Source organism: Bacillus sp. FSL R12-0074, assembly GCF_038005725.1.
In the GTDB taxonomy this organism is placed as follows: domain Bacteria; phylum Bacillota; class Bacilli; order Bacillales; family Bacillaceae_G; genus Bacillus_A; species Bacillus_A mycoides.
The window spans coordinates 1,750,810-1,772,376 of sequence record NZ_JBBOTR010000001.1; the positions used below are offsets into that span (position 1 = coordinate 1,750,810).

Annotated in this window: 16 protein-coding genes, 2 pseudogenes and 1 other annotated feature (1 of these 19 only partly in view); of the genes and pseudogenes, 16 read left to right on the top strand and 2 right to left on the bottom strand. The window is 34.1% G+C overall.

Annotated features, from left to right (window positions below; translation table 11 throughout):
* The first annotated feature begins 6 nt into the window (after positions 1–6).
* The 10 genes and pseudogenes from NSS97_RS09180 to NSS97_RS09225 all read left to right on the top strand — a co-directional run bounded on the left by NSS97_RS09180 (position 7) and on the right by NSS97_RS09225 (position 9,230).
* Positions 7–1,116 carry an ABC transporter permease gene (locus NSS97_RS09180; protein ID WP_107887722.1) on the top strand — a complete coding sequence of 370 codons (1,110 nt, stop codon included), beginning with the start codon at positions 7–9 and terminating at the stop codon, positions 1,114–1,116.
* 1 nt (position 1,117) lies between these two features.
* Positions 1,118–2,263, top strand: coding sequence for an ABC transporter permease (locus NSS97_RS09185; protein WP_107887721.1), 1,146 nt, complete (start codon positions 1,118–1,120; stop codon positions 2,261–2,263).
* 131 nt (positions 2,264–2,394) lie between these two features.
* The gene (cls, locus tag NSS97_RS09190; RefSeq protein WP_142933465.1) at positions 2,395–3,606 is read left to right on the top strand and encodes a cardiolipin synthase; all 1,212 of its coding nucleotides are present in this window, start codon (positions 2,395–2,397) and stop codon (positions 3,604–3,606) included.
* A 294-nt stretch (positions 3,607–3,900) separates the two neighbouring features.
* A pseudogene (locus NSS97_RS09195) lies at positions 3,901–5,120 on the top strand (AHH domain-containing protein).
* 51 nt (positions 5,121–5,171) lie between these two features.
* On the top strand, positions 5,172–5,744 hold the full coding sequence (locus NSS97_RS09200) for an imm11 family protein (RefSeq protein ID WP_107887719.1): 573 nt from the start codon (positions 5,172–5,174) through the stop codon (positions 5,742–5,744).
* 156 nt (positions 5,745–5,900) lie between these two features.
* Positions 5,901–6,470: an imm11 family protein gene (locus tag NSS97_RS09205; protein WP_107887718.1), complete on the top strand. Its 570-nt coding sequence runs from the start codon at positions 5,901–5,903 to the stop codon at positions 6,468–6,470.
* Between the two features lie 248 nt (positions 6,471–6,718).
* Positions 6,719–6,970 (top strand): hypothetical protein, encoded by a 252-nt coding sequence (locus NSS97_RS09210; protein ID WP_341114613.1) that lies wholly within the window; start codon positions 6,719–6,721, stop codon positions 6,968–6,970.
* Between the two features lie 4 nt (positions 6,971–6,974).
* Positions 6,975–7,628, top strand: a complete 654-nt coding sequence (locus NSS97_RS09215; protein ID WP_107887717.1) for an SMI1/KNR4 family protein — start codon at positions 6,975–6,977, stop codon at positions 7,626–7,628.
* Positions 7,629–7,867: 239 nt separating this feature from the next.
* A pseudogene (locus NSS97_RS09220) lies at positions 7,868–8,437 on the top strand (imm11 family protein).
* A 220-nt stretch (positions 8,438–8,657) separates the two neighbouring features.
* The gene (locus NSS97_RS09225; protein WP_107887716.1) at positions 8,658–9,230 is read left to right on the top strand and encodes an imm11 family protein; all 573 of its coding nucleotides are present in this window, start codon (positions 8,658–8,660) and stop codon (positions 9,228–9,230) included.
* 325 nt (positions 9,231–9,555) lie between these two features.
* Here NSS97_RS09225 and pyrH read toward each other — a convergent pair whose 3' ends face one another.
* The gene (gene pyrH / locus NSS97_RS09230) at positions 9,556–10,299 is read right to left on the bottom strand and encodes a UMP kinase (protein WP_002012233.1); all 744 of its coding nucleotides are present in this window, start codon (positions 10,297–10,299) and stop codon (positions 9,556–9,558) included.
* 379 nt (positions 10,300–10,678) lie between these two features.
* On the opposite strand from pyrH, the gene NSS97_RS09235 reads away from it, so the two are divergent.
* The 6 genes from NSS97_RS09235 to NSS97_RS09260 all read left to right on the top strand — a co-directional run bounded on the left by NSS97_RS09235 (position 10,679) and on the right by NSS97_RS09260 (position 20,825).
* On the top strand, positions 10,679–11,950 hold the full coding sequence (locus NSS97_RS09235) for a cation:dicarboxylate symporter family transporter (RefSeq protein WP_341112278.1): 1,272 nt from the start codon (positions 10,679–10,681) through the stop codon (positions 11,948–11,950).
* A 24-nt stretch (positions 11,951–11,974) separates the two neighbouring features.
* A complete protein-coding gene (aspA, locus tag NSS97_RS09240) occupies positions 11,975–13,414 on the top strand; it encodes an aspartate ammonia-lyase (protein WP_341112279.1) in 1,440 nt (479 codons plus the stop codon).
* 74 nt (positions 13,415–13,488) lie between these two features.
* Entirely contained in the window at positions 13,489–15,201 is a 1,713-nt protein-coding gene (gene malS / locus NSS97_RS09245; protein ID WP_341112281.1) for an oxaloacetate-decarboxylating malate dehydrogenase, read from the top strand.
* A gap of 64 nt (positions 15,202–15,265) precedes the next feature.
* Complete coding sequence (locus tag NSS97_RS09250; protein WP_107887714.1) at positions 15,266–16,564, top strand: ATP-binding protein; 1,299 nt, start codon at positions 15,266–15,268, stop codon at positions 16,562–16,564.
* A 2-nt stretch (positions 16,565–16,566) separates the two neighbouring features.
* Positions 16,567–17,499 carry a DNA-binding domain-containing protein gene (locus tag NSS97_RS09255; protein WP_107887713.1) on the top strand — a complete coding sequence of 311 codons (933 nt, stop codon included), beginning with the start codon at positions 16,567–16,569 and terminating at the stop codon, positions 17,497–17,499.
* Positions 17,500–17,618: 119 nt separating this feature from the next.
* Entirely contained in the window at positions 17,619–20,825 is a 3,207-nt protein-coding gene (locus NSS97_RS09260) for an SNF2 helicase associated domain-containing protein (protein WP_107887712.1), read from the top strand.
* Positions 20,826–20,960: 135 nt separating this feature from the next.
* Here NSS97_RS09260 and NSS97_RS09265 read toward each other — a convergent pair whose 3' ends face one another.
* Positions 20,961–21,092: a DUF3934 family protein gene (locus NSS97_RS09265; protein ID WP_000047589.1), complete on the bottom strand. Its 132-nt coding sequence runs from the start codon at positions 21,090–21,092 to the stop codon at positions 20,961–20,963.
* Between the two features lie 408 nt (positions 21,093–21,500).
* Positions 21,501–21,567: a binding site (T-box leader), on the top strand; it runs 193 nt beyond the window's last position.

A 21,567-nucleotide genomic window follows, 5' to 3' on the forward strand; every position in this document is an offset into this window, starting at 1 on the left:
CATCAATTGAACATCTTTAACATTGCAGTGATGCACATTAAAAGAGATTTCAGGGACGTAAGAACTTTAGTTTTTATGTTAGCATTTCCGATTGTACTTATGCTTGTGTTAGGAACAGCGTTAACGAATGCATTTAATAGCGATAGTCAATCGTTTAAGGATATACAAGTGCTATATAAAGATGAAGCAAGTAGCACGTTTTCTCAATCATTTGAAGCATTTACGAAAGAAGTCGATAAATCAGGTATTCATTTTAAAAAAGTTTCCGAAGGTATAGATGGGAAAGAAGAAGTGAAGCAAAATAAATATGCTGCTTATGTAGAGTTAAATAAAGATGGTGCAAAATTTTATGGAAGTGACAAAAGTAGTATTGAGGGAAGTATTGTGGAAGGCATGCTTACAACATTTGTTGATAAGTACAACGTAGTGGCCGAAGTTGCAAAAGTAGATCCGAGTAAGGTTAGCGCAGTTATTTCAAACGGAAATCATAATGATTATATTAAAGAAACCTCTTTACAAGCTGCTAAAAAACCAGGTTCTATGGATTACTATGCGGTTGTAATGACGACGATGATTGCACTGTACGCTGCAATGGGGGCGAGCTTTTTAATTCGAGGAGAACGAATACGTAAAACAGGAGACCGTTTAATTGCAGCACCTATAAGTAAAGCTGAAATTTTCATTGGGAAAGTGCTCGGTAGTCTTGTAGCGAATGCACTTTGTCTATTACTTGTCGTTTTATTTAGTAAATTTGTTTTTCAAGCGAATTGGGGCGACCATATTGGAATCATATTTATTATTTTACTAACAGAAGTCTTTTTAGCAATTAGCTTCGGTTTAGGAATCGGATATATTACAAAAACAGGTGAGGCATCTAGAGCGATTATTATGGTTGTTGTGCAATTAGCGTCTATTTTTGGTGGTGCGTATTTCGTAGTGGAAGAAAATTCCGTTACGAATTTATCACCATTAACGTGGGCAAACACAGCTATTATGAAAATTATTTATGCAAATGATGTAGGAGCGGCACTGCCGGTAATATCTTTAAATCTTGGGATTTCAGCAATCTTCTTATTAATTGCGATTATTGCATTACGTAGACGGGAGGGGCTATAGTATGAAAGATATTTTATGGCTCATACAAAAAACGTTATCTGTGCTTCTGAAAAATAAAAAGGGGCTACTCATTATTATTAGCTTGCCGATAATAGGAACGCTCATTTCCTTTTCGATATATGGGAATGTAGGGCAAGGAACGTTAAATATTGGGGTTATAAATAAAGAAAATCAACCTATCGCAAATGATACAGTGAAATTTTTAGAAGGACTCAATCATGTAAATGTTAGTAAAATTAAGGAATCTGAAGTGGAAGATAAACTCACTTCAAAAAAACTTGATGGTGTTATTACATTACAGTCTGGTTTTTCTGAAAGTGTTCGAGAAGGGAAACCGAGTCATATTGAGATTTCATCGATTAAAGGCGATCAAGTAACAGGATTTATAAAATCGTATTTATATAACTATGTTGATAACATCGCTGCGATTAGTAAAGTGGCAGGGGCCGATCAAAGTACGTTTAATAGTATGTACGCGGGTTATCAAAAAAGTTCATTTAAAGTAAAGTCTGAGACACTTGAAGATACTTCAAAAAATAAAGATATGACAAATCAAACGATGGGTTATCTTATTATGTTTATGTTATTTTCAGCAGTGAACTTATCAGGATTTATTTTAAAAGAAAAAGAGAACAGAACGTATTTTAGATTATTATCAACGCCGATTGACGGAAAGAAATTTATATTATCTAATGTCGCAGTAAATATGATGATATTAACAGTACAAATTGTAATTGCAGTATTCTTTATGACGAATGTTTTTCACACAACTATAAATATGCCTTTCATAGTTATGATTGGTGTGCTTATGATATTCGCTTTAATTGCAATTGGTTTATCATTAGTCATTGTGTCTTTTTCAAAAAGTTCAACTGCTTCAAATGCAATGCAAAATATAGTAATAGTACCAACATGTTTACTTGCTGGATGTTATTTCCCGTACGACATTATGCCGAAAGCAGTACAAAAAGTAGCTGATTTCCTTCCGCAGCGTTGGTTACTAGGTACGATTTCAAAACTACAGCAAGGAATTCCGTTTTCAGAGTTGTATTTAAATATTCTAATCTTATTCGCCTTTGCGATAGCGTTCTTCTTAATTGCGATTTATAAGTTTGGAAGAAATAATGATGCGAGGAACTTTGTTTAATGAAAAAAGGTGTGGCGTAAATGCCACGCCTTTTTTGTTCGTAATTAAAAGTAAGGAATACATTTCGTATGAAAAAGTAATTTAATGAAACACTACGAAATAGTAAGTAATATGATCGGAAGGAAATCCAAATGATTAAAAAGATATTGCGAGTCACTTCTATTATTATTGCTATTTTCGTTGTTATTTTAATTTGGATGCATATTGACGTTACGCTCGGAAGGAAAATGGAAGCCGGGAAAAATATGCCGACAGAGTATGCACCTCATTATAGTGACTTTCAATTATATGTAGAAGGGAAGTCGTTTTATAAACAGTTATTTACTGATATAAGTGAAGCGAAGCAATCTATTTACACTTATTTTTATATTTTATCGGATGATAAAAGTAGCCATGTTTTTTTAAACTTATTAAAGGAGAAGGCGAAAGAAGGAGTAAACGTCTATTTATCAGTTGATCGTATTAATGATTTATCATTTGAAAGAAAGATGAAAAATGAATTGCGGGAAAGTGGTGTACATTTTACATATAGTAGAAAACCTGAATTGCCATTCGGATTTTATTCACTTCACCATCGTAATCATCGTCGTATTACGACAATTGATGGGGAGATTGGCTATACGGGTGGCTTTAATATGGGGGATGAGTACTTAGGGAAAGATAAGCGATTTGGATATTGGCGTGACTATCATGTGCGGCTTAGAGGAGAAGGAGCAAAAGATTTAGAAGAGCAATTCGCTTTAGATTGGAAACGAGATACGAAAGAACATATAAAAAGAAGTACGAATAAAGCGAGTAAAGGGAATACATTACATACGATGGTTAGCTACAATGGACATCACGTCGCTGAAAAATATATAAAGTTAATAAAACAAGCGAAACATTCAATTGTAATTACAACACCTTATTTTATAGCGAAAAATAAAGAATTAATGAATGCTTTAATTGGAGCGCAAAAACGTGGTGTTACAGTAAAAATACTATGGTCATATAAACCGGATATACCTCTTATTAAAGAGGCGGCATATCCTTACATTCGTCAAGCTGTTAATAACGGGATTACGGTATATGGTTATAAAAAAGGTATGTTTCATGGAAAGTTAATGCTGATTGATAATGAACTAACTGTTATCGGTACTACAAACTTTACTGCACGTAGCTTCTATATTAATGATGAGATGAATTTGTATATTCATGGTGGACCTATCGTTTCAGAAGTGAATAAGGCGTTAACAGAAGATTTTCATGATTCGAAAGAAATGACGAAAGAGTTTTTTGAGAAGTTATCTTTGTGGGAGCGTTGTAAGGAGAAATTTGCGGGATTGGTTGATTTTTATTTGTGATGATTTAACTGGAATAATGGAAATGTAGAATATAGTAAATAGAAAGCTGTATTGTTTATTCAAAAAGTTGAGAAGTAAGAAAGAACCTTCAAAAACAGAAGGTTCTTTCTTATTTTATAATTTATTATGGGTAGTTAAAAAATAGTCTGGTCTGGCGGGTGCCCCTCCGTCTTCATTTGCGCTTCGTTAAAAAATTCAATATATAGTTAAAATAAAGTTAAGCTAATGTCTCTATTTTGATTAAGGGCTCTAAGTGAGTTCTAGTTGAATGCTTAAAAAACTGTAGTTTTATAACTGAAATTTTTTATAAATCAAAATAATCATCTATGTGAATTTAACTATACGTCCAGTAATAACTACAGCACAGCTCTTCAACTAGTGGCTAGCATTACTACCGGCCTCGCTGAAGTTCAAAGCGGGAAAGGATTTAGTCCTGTAAGTGGTACGTTTAGTACACAAGGATTAAATATGGATTGGACCGTTTCGATTCAAGAAATTGCTGATGAAAGAAAACGTCAAGTTGATAATCTTTTAAAGGAGAGATCAATGGAAGAGGGAGCGGTGTGCAAGAAACCTCCCGAAAAATCTACATCCGAAAAAATTATAGATGGTATTTTAGAAGGTACGGGTCAAGCTGTTGAAGATACAATAGATGGTGTTGTGGCACTTGGTAAATGGGAAACATGGGAGAACATGGGGTACGCTGTTACTCATTTAGATGAAACCTTACCTGCTATGTGGAACACATTGTCAGATTCGTTTATTAATGATGTAATAAGTGGAGACGCTGAAAGTCGTGCTAAGTGGGGAAGTTATGCATTAACACAAGTTGGATTAGGGCTTATTGGTGATAAAGGGATAAGTAAAGTCACGACATTAGCTAAAGGTGCAAAATTTTCTACAGGAATCTCTTCTTTCACAAATAAATTACCGCTGACAGATCGGTTGGCATTTGCAGGTGCAAGTGGATTTGGAAGCAATCAAATAAAAACATTTGAAGTTTTACGCAAAGCTCGTGAAACATTTATGTTTTCCAAAACTAGTGGAAGAAGTAAAGTTAAAGATGTTCAAGAAGTAATTCAGGAATATGCAGATAAGGTTCTTGATAGAGTAGAGGTGAAAAGGTGAAAAACGAATATCCTGATTCTTATACAGCATCTCAAAAATTACGTGCAGAACTTAAAGATGCAGGGGTTGACACACCTCCATATCCTAATGCAACACATCATATTGCACCTTGGAAGGATAAAAGGGCGAAACAAGTGCAAGAGCTATTAGAAGAGTTTGAAATACACCATGATTCAGCGGCTAATGGAGTATTTTTACCCTATAAAGTGAACGATTATGTGACTACTGAAGCGCTACATATAGGTAATCATAGTCCAGAGTATATAAGGGAAGTATACAGAGTATTAAGTGAAGTGAAACGCTTTGGGGGTAATCAAGAAGATGCAGTTGCTGCCTTGCATAATATAAGAGAGAGGTTATTGGATGGTAGTTTAAAACTAAATTAATTTAACCGATTATAGATACTTAATAATTAAATTCTGAAGGAGTAAAAAGGTATGAAAATTTGGCAATTAAAAAGCTTATTTGATAACTATCAATCTTTTCAGCTACTAAATTTAAAAGAAGACCGTAAAAAATATTTTGATGGAAAAATTGATTTTGCAATAAAACTGTCTGATTCGTGTGGGGAAATTTTTATTGAATGTGTAGAAGGTGATAAACAAAGTGACTGTCCTATGTTCTGGGGAGAACTTGGTACACCAATGATTAGCAGAAAAGCAAAAGAAATATTAGAGCCTCTAATCTGTAATAATGTTGAGTTCCTTCCATTAATTCATGATGTTACAAGTGAGGTTTATTACCTAATAAACGTTCTAAATACAGTTGATGCAATTAACTACAATAAAGCAGTTTTGGAAAAACTAAGTACAGGGTTAATAATAGGGTTCGAAAAATACGCATTTTTAGCCAATAGAGTTGAGGGACAGATAATATTTAAAACATTTTTAAATCAAAGATTACATTCTTCTACTGTCTTAGTATCTGATGAATTTAGAAATACAGTTTTAGAAAACAATTTAAAAGGTTTCGAATTTGTTGAGTTATGGGATTCAGAAGAGCATGCGTAAAGAGATATAATAAAATTAGATTATTGATGTAAATTCATACCTAAGAGAGTAATAAATATAATATAAGAAGCTTATGTATTTGCATAAGCTTTTTATTATGAATAAGTGAAGGTTCAGAAACAACAACATATTACTCAGTAGTAAAGGAGAATCACTATGAAGATATGGGAATTGAGAAGTTCCTCTGATAACTATAAGTCTTTTCAATTATTAAATTATAAAGAAGATAAAAAGTTTTTTGAAGGGAAGTTTAACTCTACAATAAAACTAATAGATTCATGGAGAAAGTTACCTATTGAATGTTTAGAAGGAGGAAAGGCCAGTGATTTTCCACACTTCTGGGGAGAAATTGGTGCCCTAATGGTTAGTGAAAAAGCAAAAGCATTATTAGAACCTTCAATAGGCGATAATGTTGAATTCTTACCACTTTTACGCGATTCAACTAGTGAGCTATATTACTTGGTCCATGTGTTGAATGTACTAGATGCAATTGATAGTGATAAAGCAATTTTTAAAAAACTGATTACAGGTTTAATAATAGGATGCGAAAAATTCGCATTTGATAGTAATACTGTTCAAAATGAGATGATTTTTAAGGTTTATATAAATGGGAAAATTCATCCCACGGCTGTTTTTATTTCAGATGAATTGAAGGTTCTTATTGAACAAAGTGATTTAAAAGGTTTTGAATTTATTGAAATATGGGATTCAGAAGAGCTTTCGTAAAGAAATTTAATAAAATCACATCAGATTAATGATGTTAATTAATACCTAAGAGAGTAATAAATAAAATAGAAGAAGCTTATGTATTTGCATAAGCTTTTTATTATGGTTATGTATAAAAAGGCATACTAATCAATATTAAATATATATTTTGAGGTTGCAAAGTAAGTGGTGATTGCGCTCCAGGACATAAAAATATAGCTGCTGATAATCGAATACAATCACATCATCCTATACAAAATGAATGGGCTATTAAGGGTGGGTTTGATTATACCGAAAAGAAAGCACAAACAATACTTTTACCATCAAGTTCTGGTTTACCTCATGCGAAAATTTCCGCTATGCAAAGAAAGCGAAGAAGGCTTGAAGGATATGATACTGAAATAAATTATGAATTTAATGTAAGCTATAGAGAAATGATTGAGGCAGGAGTTGATCAGAAAACTGCAAGAAAAGTATCGGTAGATACTTGTAAATATTTTGATAGTTTGGGGGGGGGTTAAAAAAGTGATAAATTCACCTAATGTTTCTGGTTTAATAAAAAACAAGCCAGCAAATGACATTGAAATTCAAGAAATAGAAGATGTAATGAAAGTTGAATTACCAAATGTACATAAAGATTTATTGAAATATACAAATGGTTTTTCTATAGGTGGAGGATTAATAATTTATGGTACTGATGATATTATAGAACGAAATGAGACTTGGGAAGTAACAGAATATGCAAATGGTTATGTTGCTATTGGTGATGATGGTAGTGGCAATGTATTTTTAATGTCGCAAGGTGCAGATGTACGAGAAGTAAGGGCTGTTGATTCTGGTGATATGAATCCAAATCATGCCACTGTAGTTACATTAGATTTTATTGAGTGGATAAATACGGGGTGTTTGAATCAAAAAATACAGAAAATAAAAGAAGAAATCCCTGATACGTGTAATATAGTGTTAATAGAAATTCCTAATGGAGGATTAAAAGATTTAGTAAAGATAAAAAGTGTACTAGCACTTGATATTTCAACAGGGGAACTATTAAAAGGATCGAAAAACCTTCCTTTTACATTAGTAAAAGGAGCTCCATATGGTAAAGTAAAAAAATTAATTGAAAAATTAGGGTCTGTTGGTTTAGCACTAAATACAATACCAATGGATAAAAATAATTAATGTTAAATATAATTTGAAATTCATTTTTGATTACCTGATATTAATTTAATGATTTATTAAAAACGAACTAACATTTTAAAGGTTAGTTTGTTTTTTATTTTTTACAAGAATTAAATAAGGAATGTGAACCCAAACAGTGTTACATGGAATAAGAAGAGATTTATTAGAAGGTAATTTACGATTAAATGAACCCAAGAAATAACTATATAAATAAATGGTAATAATAAAGGAGAATATATATGAAGATTTGGCAATTAAAAAGCTCGACTGATAATTATGAAGCCTTTCAATTATTAAACTATGAAGAGGATAAAAAATATTTTAAAACTAGTTTTAATTCTATGGTGAGTTTGTCAGATTCATGGACGCCTAAGTTTATTGAGGTAACAGATGAAGGAAAGTCAAGCGATTCCCCTATTTTTTGGGGGAAGTCTGGTGTACAAATAATTAGTGAAAAAGCCAAGAATGTTTTAGAATCTATAGTAGGAGATAATGTTGAATTTTTACCATTAATTCATAAACAAACAAATAAACAATACTATGCTATGCATGTTTTAAGGGTGTTGGAAGCACTTGATACTAATAAAACAATCTTTGATAAGTTAAGTTCAGGTTTAATAATAGGGTGTAAAAAATTTGTATTTATTCCTTATGTTGTCCAGGATGAACCAATTTTTAAATTGAATATAAATGGGAAGGTACATCCTAACTAACTTTTAGTATCAGATCAATTCAAAAATGCAATTTTAGAGAGTGAATTAAAAGGTTTTCAATTTACTGAAGTGTGGGATTCAGAAGAGGGTGCGTAAAGAAATCTAATTTAATTAGATTATTAATGGGAACCCATATCTAAGAGAGTAAAAAATAAAAAGCTTATGCACTTGTATAAGCTTTTTATTATGAATAAGTATAGTAATTCATATTCAAGATATATTTTAGAATCACAAAGTAAATAGTAGTAAACGATTTTTTGTTACGTAATATTCTATTTTACTTTAGAAGATAAAAGAATAGTTAAGGGGAATAAGCATGAAAATATGGGTATTAAAGAGTGTATTAGATAACTATGAATCTTTCCAGTTGTTAAATTTTGAGGAAGACCATAAAAAATACATTGATGGAAAAATAAATTCAATAACTCATTTAGCAAATTCATGGGGAAATATATATATAGAGTGTATTGAAGGAGATATTCATAGTGATTTCCCTAAATTTTGGGGAGGAACTGGTGCACCAATGATTAGTGAAAAAGCCAAGCAAGTGCTTGAACCTTTAATAGGTGATAATGTTGAATTCTTACCACTTTTACGCGATTCAACTAGTGAGCTATATTACTTGGTCCATGTGTTGAATGTACTAGATGCAATTGATGGAGATAAAGCAATCTTTAAAAAACTGATTACAGGTTTAATAATAGGATGCGAAAAATTCGCATTTGATAGTAATACTGTTCAAAATGAGATGATTTTTAAGGTTTATATAAATGGGAAAATTCATCCCACGGCTGTTTTTATTTCAGATGAATTGAAGGTTCTTATTGAACAAAGTGATTTAAAAGGTTTTGAATTTATTGAAGTGTGGGATTCAGAAGAGCTCTCATAAAGAAATTCTAAAATTATAAAGGGCCTTGATAAGTTTACGATAAAAACTTAAGTCCCCTTGTTATACAAAGTAGGGGACTATTTATCCTACATTAACGAGCGGTAAGATTCCCACCTCAAAATTCGGCTAAAGCAAAGAAGTTAGGTGGGAGATCAAATGCTCGTAAAAGCCCGATTGGAGAAGGCTAATAATCAGTGGGGATGGACAAAACCTCCACTGATTAAAGTTTCACTTTATTTAAGTTTGTTCTATCAACATTATGGTCACTTAAAGCACTTCACTAAAGAAGATGATCTGTAAAAGCTCCCTTTGTTAATGGAAAATACTATTTTTCATGCACAAGCATCGAAACATCATCATTAATCAACGTCCCAACATGTTCACCTAAACAAATTCTTTTCATAACACCAGGCTCATCAAAGTTAAAGACGTGTGCCGGTAAATTATAATCTCGAGCAAGCAATAAAGCTGCTTGATCCATTACTTGTATGTTTTGCCTAACAATATCGTTATAGTTCAGTTTACTGTACATTTTCGCTGATTTGTTATGTTTCGGATCACTTGTAAAGACACCGTCTACTCCTTGTTTTGCGACTAAAATGGCGTCGCTATTCATTTCAATGGCTCTTTGTACACTTGGGTAATCTGTCGTAACGAATGGTTGCCCGTTACCACCACCGAATATGACAACATAACCGTTATCTAAATGATGTACTGCACGTAGGCGAATATATGGTTCAGCTACTGCATTAAAAGGGATGGAAGTCATAACGCGTACTTCTCTATCTGTTTTACTTGTTAAAACGCCGCGAAGCATTAAGCTGTTAATAATCGTACCTAGCGTACCGATATTATCAGCTTCTACACGATCAATTCCCCATTCTTCAGCTAGATGACCTCTGAAAATGTTACCGCCGCCGATGACAATGGATACTTCGATATCTAGGTCAATAATGGATATTATTTCGTTTGCGATATGTTCTAATCGTTTGGAGTTAAAGCTATTTCCAGATTGATCAGCAAGTGCGCCGCCACTTAGTTTAATTAGGACGCGTTTATATGGTTTCATAACAATTCCCCCTATATAGATTGCAATAAAAAAGGAACAAAGGCGAATGCCTTTGTTCCTTCGTAAGAAAATGAAATAGAAAAGAAATAGATATGATGAACTTCTTCACGTGATTTTTCATAACATCCACTCCTTTTCATCCCCATTTATTTAGAATACGTATATCTTTTAGATTATACGAAATAATCTGATGTTTTATCAAGGTTATTTTATTTCTTTTTTATAAAAAAGTGTCAATGAATATTATAAGAAAAAAATTCGAATTTTTTGTGACGAACTTGTAGGTTTTTGTATGATTTTGTAGGTTCGCCTATATGATGTGTGAGTAAGCTTTTATAAATACGAAATGAAAGCGTTCGCATAAAGGGGATGAACATAAATGAAAAAATTCGGATTGGCAACACAAATTTTTGTCGCGCTTGTTTTAGGGATTGTAGTAGGGGCAGTCTTTTATAGCAATAAAACGGCGATTTCTTATATCACACCAATTGGGGATATATTTATTCACTTAATTAAGATGATTGTAGTACCAATTGTTATTTCAGCATTAATTGTTGCGGTAGCTGGTGTAGGGGATATGAAAAAGCTTGGGAAACTGGGCGGTAAGACAATTCTTTATTTCGAAATTATTACGACGATTGCTATTTTAATGGGATTACTTGCAGCAAATATATTCCAACCAGGTACTGGCGTTGATATGAGTAATTTACAGCAAAGTGATATTTCTTCTTATAAACAAACAGCAGATGCAACAGAGAAGAAAGGCTTTGCAGAAACGATTGTTCATATTGTACCGAAAAATATATTTGAGTCTATTACACAAGGTGACTTATTACCGATTATATTCTTCTCAGTACTATTCGGTTTAGGAGTTGCAGCAATCGGAGAAAAAGGAAAGCCTGTTTTTAACTTCTTTGAAGGTGTGCTCGAAGCGATGTTCTGGGTTACAAATCAAGTGATGAAATTCGCACCATTTGGTGTGTTCGCATTAATTGCTGTTACGGTTGCAAAATTTGGTGTAGCAACACTACTTCCTTTAGGAAAACTAGTGCTAGCTGTATACGTAACTGTTATACTATTCGTTGTGATTGTATTAGGTATTAATGCGCGAATGGTTGGAGTAAATATTTTTACATTAATGAAAATTTTAAAAGAAGAACTTATTCTTTCATTTACGACAGCAAGTTCAGAAGCTGTTTTACCTAATATAATGAGAAAAATGGAAGAGTTCGGTTGTCCAAAGGCAGTTGCCTCTTTCGTAATTCCGACAGGTTATACATTTAACTTGACTGGATCAGCTATTTATCAAGCGTTAGCGGCATTGTTTGTTGCACAAATGTACGGTGTACACATGTCACTGACGGAGCAAATAACGCTATTATTCGTTCTCATGTTAACATCCAAAGGTATGGCGGGAGTTCCGGGTGCATCATTCGTTGTTGTATTAGCGACGTTAGGATCAATGGGCTTACCGCTAGAAGGCATCGCATTAATTGCGGGAATTGACCGCATTTTAGATATGATTCGCTCAGCTGTCAATGTATTAGGAAATGCATTAGCTGCCATTGTTATGTCGAAGTGGGAAGGCGAATTCGATGATGAGAAAGCAAAACAATATGTAAAAACGGTCAAACAAACAAAAGCAGCGTAAGAGATTGTTAAGGAGTGAGTAATCATGGCAACATTAACTGAAGTTAAAAATGGAGTACGAATTGAAAAAGATTTTTTAGGTGAAAAAGAAGTACCAAATTATGCGTACTACGGTGTACAAACAATGCGTGCAGTAGAGAATTTCCCGATTACAGGATACAAAGTCCATGAAGGTTTAATTAAAGCGTTAGCAATTGTTAAAAAAGCGGCAGCACTTGCTAATGCAGATGTAGGAAGATTGGAATTGAAAAAGGGTGGTGCTATCGCAGAAGCATCACAAGAAATCCTTGAGGGGAAATGGCATGATTATTTCATCGTTGATCCAATTCAAGGTGGTGCAGGAACTTCAATGAATATGAACGCAAATGAAGTCATTGCCAATCGTGCCCTTGAATTATTAGGAATGGAAAAGGGAGACTATGATTATATTAGTCCAAACAGTCATGTAAATATGGCACAATCAACAAACGATGCATTCCCAACAGCGATTCATATTGCAACATTAAATGCATTAGAAGGCTTATTACAAACAATGGGTTATATGCATGATGTATTTGAATTAAAAGCAGAACAGTTCGATCATGTTATTAAAATGGGTCGTACACATTTACAAGATGCTGTGCCAATTCGTCTTGGACAAGAATTTAAAGCATACTCCCGCGTACTTGAACGTGACATGAAACGTATCAAGCAATCACGTCAACATTTATATGAAGTAAATATGGGAGCAACTGCAGTTGGTACAGGCTTAAATGCAGATCCAGAATATATTGAAGCAGTTGTAAAACATTTAGCTACAATTAGTGAACTACCACTTGTTGGTGCAGAAGATTTAGTAGATGCAACTCAAAATACGGATGCGTACACTGAAGTATCTGCAGCACTTAAAGTATGTATGATGAACATGTCTAAAATTGCGAACGACCTTCGTCTAATGGCATCAGGTCCACGCGTTGGATTAGCGGAAATTATGCTACCAGCTCGTCAACCAGGTTCATCTATTATGCCAGGGAAAGTAAACCCTGTTATGCCAGAAGTAATTAATCAAATTGCGTTCCAAGTAATTGGTAACGACCATACAATTTGCCTTGCTTCAGAAGCAGGACAATTAGAATTAAATGTTATGGAACCAGTACTTGTTTTCAACTTACTTCAATCTATTAGCATTATGAATAACGGTTTCCGTGCCTTTACAGATAATTGCTTAAAAGGAATTGAAGCGAATGAAGATCGCTTAAAAGAGTACGTTGAGAAGAGTGTAGGAATTATTACAGCCGTGAACCCTCATATCGGCTATGAAGCAGCAGCTCGCGTTGCGAAAGAAGCAATTGCGACAGGGCAATCCGTTCGAGAACTATGTGTGAAAAATGGTGTATTGTCACAAGAAGAATTAGAGTTAATTCTAGATCCATTCGAAATGACACACCCAGGGATTGCAGGAGCAACTCTTTTAAAGAAAAATTAAAAGAAGAGGGGGACAATCCCCTCTTTTTTGTTTACAATATAGAAATGCTATATATGAATAGAGGTAGGGATGTTATGAGTAAGTTTACAGTGGCTTCTAATGGTGCATTAGAAACAACATTAAGAGGAGCAGAAGTATTATCAACACCACTTTTAAATAAAGGGGTAGCTTTCACACAAGAGGAAAGAGAAGAGTTAGGTTTAAAAGGGTTATTACCGCCAGCGGTTTTAACGTTAGAAGAACAAGCACGCCGAGCGTATGAACAATTTAGTTCTCAGCCGGATGATTTATTAAAGAATGTATACTTAACAGCGTTACATGATCGAAATGAAGTGTTATTTTATCGTATTTTAACAGAGCATTTACGTGAAATGTTACCGATTGTATATACACCAACTGTAGGTGTAGCAATTCAAAGATATAGTCATGAATACCGTAAACCACGTGGCATTTATTTATCAATTAACGATCCATCAGGTATTGAAGATGCATTTGCAAATATCGGTGCAACAGCTGAAAACATTGATTTAGTCGTTGTAACGGATGGAGAAGGTATATTAGGAATTGGTGATTGGGGTGTTGGTGGAATTAACATCGCAATCGGGAAATTGGCTGTATATACGGCCGCAGTTGGAATCGATCCTAGCCGTGTATTACCGGTAATTTTAGATGTAGGTACAAATCGTGAGGAATTATTAAACAATCCATTTTATATTGGAAATCGTCACCCTCGTATAATAGGTGAAGCTTACGATGAATTTATTGATACGTTTGTTCAAGCGGTAAATAAACAATTCCCGAAAGCACTTCTACATTGGGAAGACTTCAGTTCTCGAAATGCACGAAAAATTTTAGATAAATATCGTCATGACGTTTGTACATTTAATGATGATATTCAAGGTACAGGGGCAGTTTCACTTGCTGCTGTATTATCGGCAGTAAAAGCTTCTGGTGTACCGTTAAGTGAACACCGTGTAGTTGTGTTTGGTGCTGGTACGGCTGGAATCGGTATCGCAGATCAAGTAAGAGATGCAATGGTTCGTGTCGGCTTATCAGACGAAGAATCACATAATCGTTTCTGGTGTATTGACCGTAATGGGTTGGTTACAGATAATATGGAAGATCTTCTTGATTTCCAAATTCCATATGCAAGAAAAGAAGCTGAAGTAAGTGATTGGAAACAAAATGATGCTATCGGACTTGCTGAAGTTGTGAAACATGTAAAACCGACAATTTTAATTGGTACATCTACTGTTGCAGGCGCATTTAAAGAGGAAATTATTAAAGAAATGGCTTCTCACGTAGAAAGACCAATCATTTTACCAATGTCGAATCCAACGCCACTTGCTGAAGCGAAACCAGCAGATTTAATCGAGTGGACAGAAGGAAAAGCATTAGTTGCAACAGGAAGTCCGTTTGAACCGGTTACATATAACGGTGTAACGTATGTGATTGGACAGTCAAATAACGCACTTATTTTCCCAGGACTAGGTCTTGGTACAATTGTTGTTCGTGCAAGCGTCATGACGGATGGAATGTTCGCAGCAGCAGCAGAAGCAGTTGCAAGTATGGTAGATACAAGTCAGCCAGGAGCGCCTATTTTGCCAGAAGTTGAAGAATTACGTAATATCTCTGAACTGGTTGCGATTGAAGTAGCGAAAGTTGCAGTTGCAGAAGGTGTTGCTAGAGAGAACTTAAGTGATGACGATATTAAGATTGCAGTAAAAGAAGCAATATGGGAACCGGAGTATCGCCAAATAAAAGCGGTAGAAAAGGTTAGAATATAGAAATAAAGCCCGTTTATAATTATAAGCGGGCTTTCACTTTTACAATTGAAAAAAAGCATAGGAAGTGGCACCTTTGAATTGGAATCAATTATGGAAGAAAGATATGTATCTTTTAATTATATTAATGGTTGTTGTTCCGATTGCTGGAGAGCTGAATTTTCATCCTTTTAATGATATGTTTCGTGTTAGTTTCGGGACACCGCTTTTCTTCTTTTTATTACTATTTTTAAGAAGAGTGCCAGCAGCAGCTGCAGGTATTCTTGTAGGTATATCTGTAGTCTTATTTCGTGTATGTCTTGACTGGGTATTGCAAGGTTCATTCCATATGACAGAATCATTTTATTTGCGTTATCCTGTGTTCTTTTATTATTTTATATATGGAAGTCTTTTTTCGCTTTGTAGGGTGAATAAGTTTCATCAGAAGCCAATTGTGATAGGATGTCTTGGAATTACAATTGAAATTATCGCAAGTATGTCTGAACTTGCGTTTTATCATATGTTAGTGCTGGGGACAACGATAACAGTTTCTGAAGTGAATAAACTAATTATTATTGCTATTTTTCGTAGTTTCTTTGCGCTTGGTTTTTTAAATATGATGAACTTGTATGAAACAAAATTAAAAGAATCACAAGTGCGAAAAGAAAATGAAAAAATGTTGCTGCATCTTTCTAACTTATATGTGGAATCTGTTCATTTGAAAAAAACGTTACAAAATGCGGAGTTAATTACACAAACAGCGTATCAATTATATCGGAATTTAAAAGCGAACGATGATTCGAGTAGTAAAACAGCATTGAAAATAGCGGGAGAAGTACATGAAATAAAAAAGGATAATCAAAGGATTTTTGCAGGGTTATCTAAACTGTTATTAGATAAAAATGTGGCTGAGTATGTAGAAGGACATGAGCTTGCGGAAATGATTGTGAGAATAAATGAGAAGTACGCTGAAATGTTGGGAAAAGATATACGTTTTTCTAAACATATAGAAGGTGAGCATGCAGAATATCATGTGTATACGGTCTTATCAATTTTTAATAATTTAGTTGCAAATGCAGTTGAAGCAATTGCGGATAATGGCGTTATTATTATTAAGTTATATAAACTTGATAAACATACATTCTTTGAAGTAATTGATGATGGACCTGGTATTGCACAAAAATATAAGAAATTAGTATTTAAGCCTGGATTTACTTCAAAGTATGATCAAACGGGAACACCATCAACAGGAATTGGACTTTCTTACATAAACGAAATGGTAACAGAGCTCGGAGGAGAAGTAAGATTGGAAGACCTGGAAACTGGTGAAGGGTGTAAGTTTGTCGTTTGTTTACCGGAGTGCAGTTTAAAGCGGGAAGGAGAATGAAGTTGTTTTATTATATCGTAGATGATGATGAAGTTTTCCGCTCCATGCTTTCACAAATTATTGAAGATGGCGATCTTGGGGAAGTAATTGGAGAGTCGGAAGATGGAGCTTTTATTGAAGCAGATCAACTAAATTTTAAAAAAGTAGATATTTTATTTATTGATTTATTAATGCCAATGCGAGATGGGATTGAAACAGTTCGCCATATTGCATCCTCTTTTTCAGGGAAAATCATCATGATTTCTCAAGTTGAATCGAAACAGCTTATTGGTGAGGCGTATACACTTGGTGTTGAATATTATATTACGAAACCATTAAATAAAATTGAGGTTGTATCTGTTGTACGTAAAGTAATGGAACGTATTCGTTTAGAGCGCTCTATACATGATATTCAAAAATCATTGAATAACGTTTTTAAGTGGGAACAGCCGCAAGTTCGAAATGAGCCAATGCAGGAAGGAAAAAGAATAACAGATTCAGGGCGCTATTTATTATCAGAACTCGGTATTGCGGGAGAGAATGGAAGTAAAGATTTACTTAGTATGTTGGAATATTTATATGGACAAGAAAAAGAGCAAACGTTTGAATTTGGATTTCCTGCGCTAAAAGATATCTTTCACCATATAACTATAAGAAAATTAGAGAATATAGCTTCAGATGCAGATATAGATAAGGAGAGAAAAGCATCTGAACAAAGGGTACGTAGAGCGATTTATCAATCGTTAAATCACTTAGCTTCCCTTGGATTAACAGACTTTTCAAATCCGAAATTTGAAAGCTATGCTCCGAAATTTTTTGATTTCACTGTAGTTAGAAAACGAATGACAGAAATGACAAAGGATGAAGTAGCAACTTCTGGCCATATACGAATTAATACGAAGAAATTTATTCAAGTGTTGTATTTTGAGGCGAAAAGGTTGATGGAGATAGAGTGAAAAAAGGTGCTTATATACAAGCATCTTTTTTTATTAAATCTACATTTTATATTTTCTCGTAGAGCATGTAAAATGTTAGTTAAGAGAAACTGGTTTTAAATTAAGGAAGTGTCAAAACAATGGGTTTTACATTAAATAAATCGATTATTAAAGAAGTATGCGGAGAAACCTCATATAAAAGAGGCGAAGCTTATTATAAATCAAATAAAGTAATAATAAATCATTATGATGAAAATAAAGAAATTTGCGAAGCGACGGTAAAAGGGAACGAAGATTTTCATGTTACAGTAGAAAAAGCTAAAAAAGGTGATGTTGTTGCGAAATGTAGTTGTCCTTCGTTAGCGTCTTTTCAAACATACTGTCAACATGTTGCGGCAGTATTGATACAAATAAATTATAATCAGCAAACCGGTGGAATGGTGCCTCTTAGTAGCGGGAATATGAGTGGAAATGATCAATTAACAAGCGGGATGTTTCATTTATTTGCAGAAAAACCATTAAGACCAAAAAGTAAACAACACCGTTTTGATACACGTGAAATACTTCATGTTGAATTTATATGTACGCCAGTAGTTACGAAAAATGGTGGGGCACTGCTAGGTATTCAGTTTAAACTCGCCAAGATGTATTTTGTAAATCATATTAGAGAATTTCTTTCCAATGTGGAGAAAAGAGAGTCCTATAATTGTTCGAATGAATTTACATATACACCGGATGTACATAGCTTTAAGCAAGAAACGGATGCGATTATTCAGCAGCTCATTAAAATTTATCATAATGAAAAAATGTATGAGGATACACTGGAAGTACATGCAAAACAAGATGATAGTATGATTTTAATACCGCCAGCTTCATGGAAGGATATGCTTTCTTTACTTTCTAAAGTTGAGTTTGTGGGACTTAATCAAGATGGAAAATCTTTTCACGGTTTACAAATTTCAAAAGGGCTACTTCCTTTACATTTTGAGTTTAATAAAGGGAGTAACGGTGGGTTTACACTTTATATTGACGGCTTACAACAAGTAGAAGTAATGGATACGTATAGTTATGCTCTATTTGGAGGGAAACTGTATCAGTTGAATGCTGAGGATTGTAAGCGGCTTATCGAATTACAAAAAATGATGAATCGTTCTAGTAGTAACCAATTGTATATTCCAGCAGATAAGATGGAGCACTTTGTAGCAAAAGTTGTACCAGGGTTAATGAAGCTAGGAACTGTGCGAATAGATGAGGTAGTATCAGATTGTGTGGAAACGCCTTCGCTAAAAGCAAAATTGTATTTAGATCGAGTGAAAAATCGTTTGTTAGCAGGTCTCGAATTTCATTATGGAAACGTCGTGATTAATCCGTTAGAAGAGGATGGGCAGCCATCTGTTTTTAATCGTGATGAGAAAAAGGAAAAAGAGATTTTAGACATTATGAGTGAAAGTGCCTTCGCGAAAACGGAAGGCGGTTATTTTATGCATAATGAAGAAGCTGAGTATAACTTTTTATATCATGCTGTTCCAACGTTAAAAGGTTTAGTTGATATTTATGCGACGTCAGCAATCAAATTACGAATTCATAAGGGAGACACAGCTCCTCTTATAAGAGTTAGAAGGAAAGAGAGAATTGATTGGTTATCATTCCGCTTTGATATAAAAGGTATTCCAGAGGCAGAAATTAAAGGGGTATTAGTCGCTCTTGAGGAGAAACGAAAATATTATCGTTTAGCAAGTGGTGCTCTACTATCACTTGAGAGTAAAGAGTTTAATGATATTAATCAGTTTATAAAAGAATCTAGTATTCGAAAAGAATTTTTAAAGGGCGAAGAAATAGATGTCCCTCTTATTCGTAGTGTGAAATGGATGAATTCACTGCAAGAAGGAAACGTATTAAGTTTAGATGAGTCCGTTCAAGAATTGGTAGAGAACATTCAAAACCCTAAAAAGCTGAAGTTTGCGGTGCCAAGTGGCTTAGATGCGATAATGAGAGAGTATCAAACGTACGGATTCCAGTGGATGAAAACACTTGCCTATTATCGTTTTGGCGGCATTTTAGCTGATGATATGGGACTTGGGAAAACGTTGCAAAGTATTGCTTTTATAGATTCTGTTTTGCCTGAGATTCGAGAAAAAAAACTGCCTATATTAGTTGTTTCTCCGTCTTCCCTCGTTTATAACTGGCTTAGCGAGTTGAAAAAATTCACTCCGCATATTAGAGCTGTTATTGCAGATGGAAACCAAGAAGAGCGCCGAAATCTTTTAAAAGATGTAACGAAATTTGATGTGGTAATTACGTCATATCCTTTACTGAGAAGAGATATAAGGTTATATGCGCAGCCATTTCATACGCTATTTCTTGATGAAGCACAAGCATTTAAAAATCATACGACGCAAACTGCAAGAGCGGTAAAAACAGTTCAGGCGGAGTACCGTTTTGGATTAACAGGAACACCTGTAGAAAATTCATTAGAAGAGCTATGGTCTATCTTCCACGTTGTCTTCCCAGAATTATTACCAGGAAGAAAAGAGTTCGGCGATTTAAGACGTGAAGATATTGCGAAGCGGGTAAAACCTTTCGTGTTAAGAAGGTTAAAGGGAGATGTATTACACGAACTCCCAGAAAAAATAGAGCACTTACAATCATCAGAACTTTTACCAGATCAAAAGAGGCTTTACGCAGCTTATTTAGCAAAGTTAAGAGAAGAAACGTTAAAACATTTGGATAAAGATACGTTACGTAAAAATAAAATTCGGGTTTTAGCTGGTTTAACGAGACTACGGCAAATTTGTTGTCATCCTGCTTTGTTTGTTGATGACTATAAAGGTAGTTCAGCTAAATTTGATCAGCTGCTAGAAATTTTGAAGGAATGCAGAAGTACAGGGAAGAGAATTCTTATCTTTTCCCAATTTACGAAGATGCTTTCGATAATCGGACGTGAATTAAATCGTCAAGCAGTTCCATACTTTTATTTAGATGGGAGTACACCAGCGCAAGAACGTGTAGAGCTATGCAATCGGTTTAACGAAGGAGAAGGGGATCTATTTCTTATTTCGTTAAAAGCAGGTGGCACAGGACTAAATTTAACAGGTGCAGATACAGTTATATTGTACGACTTGTGGTGGAATCCAGCTGTTGAACAACAAGCAGCGGATAGAGCGTATCGAATGGGACAAAAAAATACAGTGCAAGTGATTAAGTTAGTAGCACATGGAACAATTGAAGAAAAAATGCACGAGTTACAAGAGAGTAAGAAAAATTTAATCGCTGAAATTATCGAGCCAGGAGAAGAGAAGTTATCTTCTATTACGGAGGAAGAAATCCGCGATATTCTTATGATTTAATATGGAAAAAGCTATGCTTTCACAGAGATGAAAGCATAGCTTTTTTGTTGTAATAATTATATTTTGTTTTGTACAAAGTAAAGAGATAAAGTGAAACTTTAATCAGTGGGAGTTGTTCATCTCCCACTATTTATTTTATTTCTTTGTACCTTTACTTTTGTATGGTTTTGCAGCTTTCTTTTTCGCACTTGATTGCCAACGGTTCCATCCTTTACTTCCTGTACCTTGTCCTACACCTTTTTTCGGTTTTGCTTTCGTTTTACTCATATGATCACTCCGTTATATAAAAAATCTGATTTGATAATAGCCAATGTTTTAGAAAAATACTATCGATAAATGACTATGCTTGCTTTAAATAAAAACAAACTGCTTGAATGCTATAGTATATCATGAAATTGCGAGTAAACTGAAAGGAATTATAAAGAAAATGAAAATAATAAGAAATACTGCGGATTCTATATTTCGAACAATCACACTAGTTGTTGTATATATGTTAGTTTCAATTAGTGAAATGTTTTTTGGATTGAAGAGACAAAGGAAATAAAAATGTTATATTAAGAACAATCGGTAAAGGCATAAAATAAAGAATTGAAAAATTTTTTAAAACTTTTTGTTGACTTTATCGATTTTTTGTATAGAATAATCATTAATAAAATGTTTCAGAGATGTGACAATAAAACGACTATGAAAGGACGAGTAGTAGTAGGATGTAGTTTAAGCGAGTCAGGGGCGGTGTGAGCCT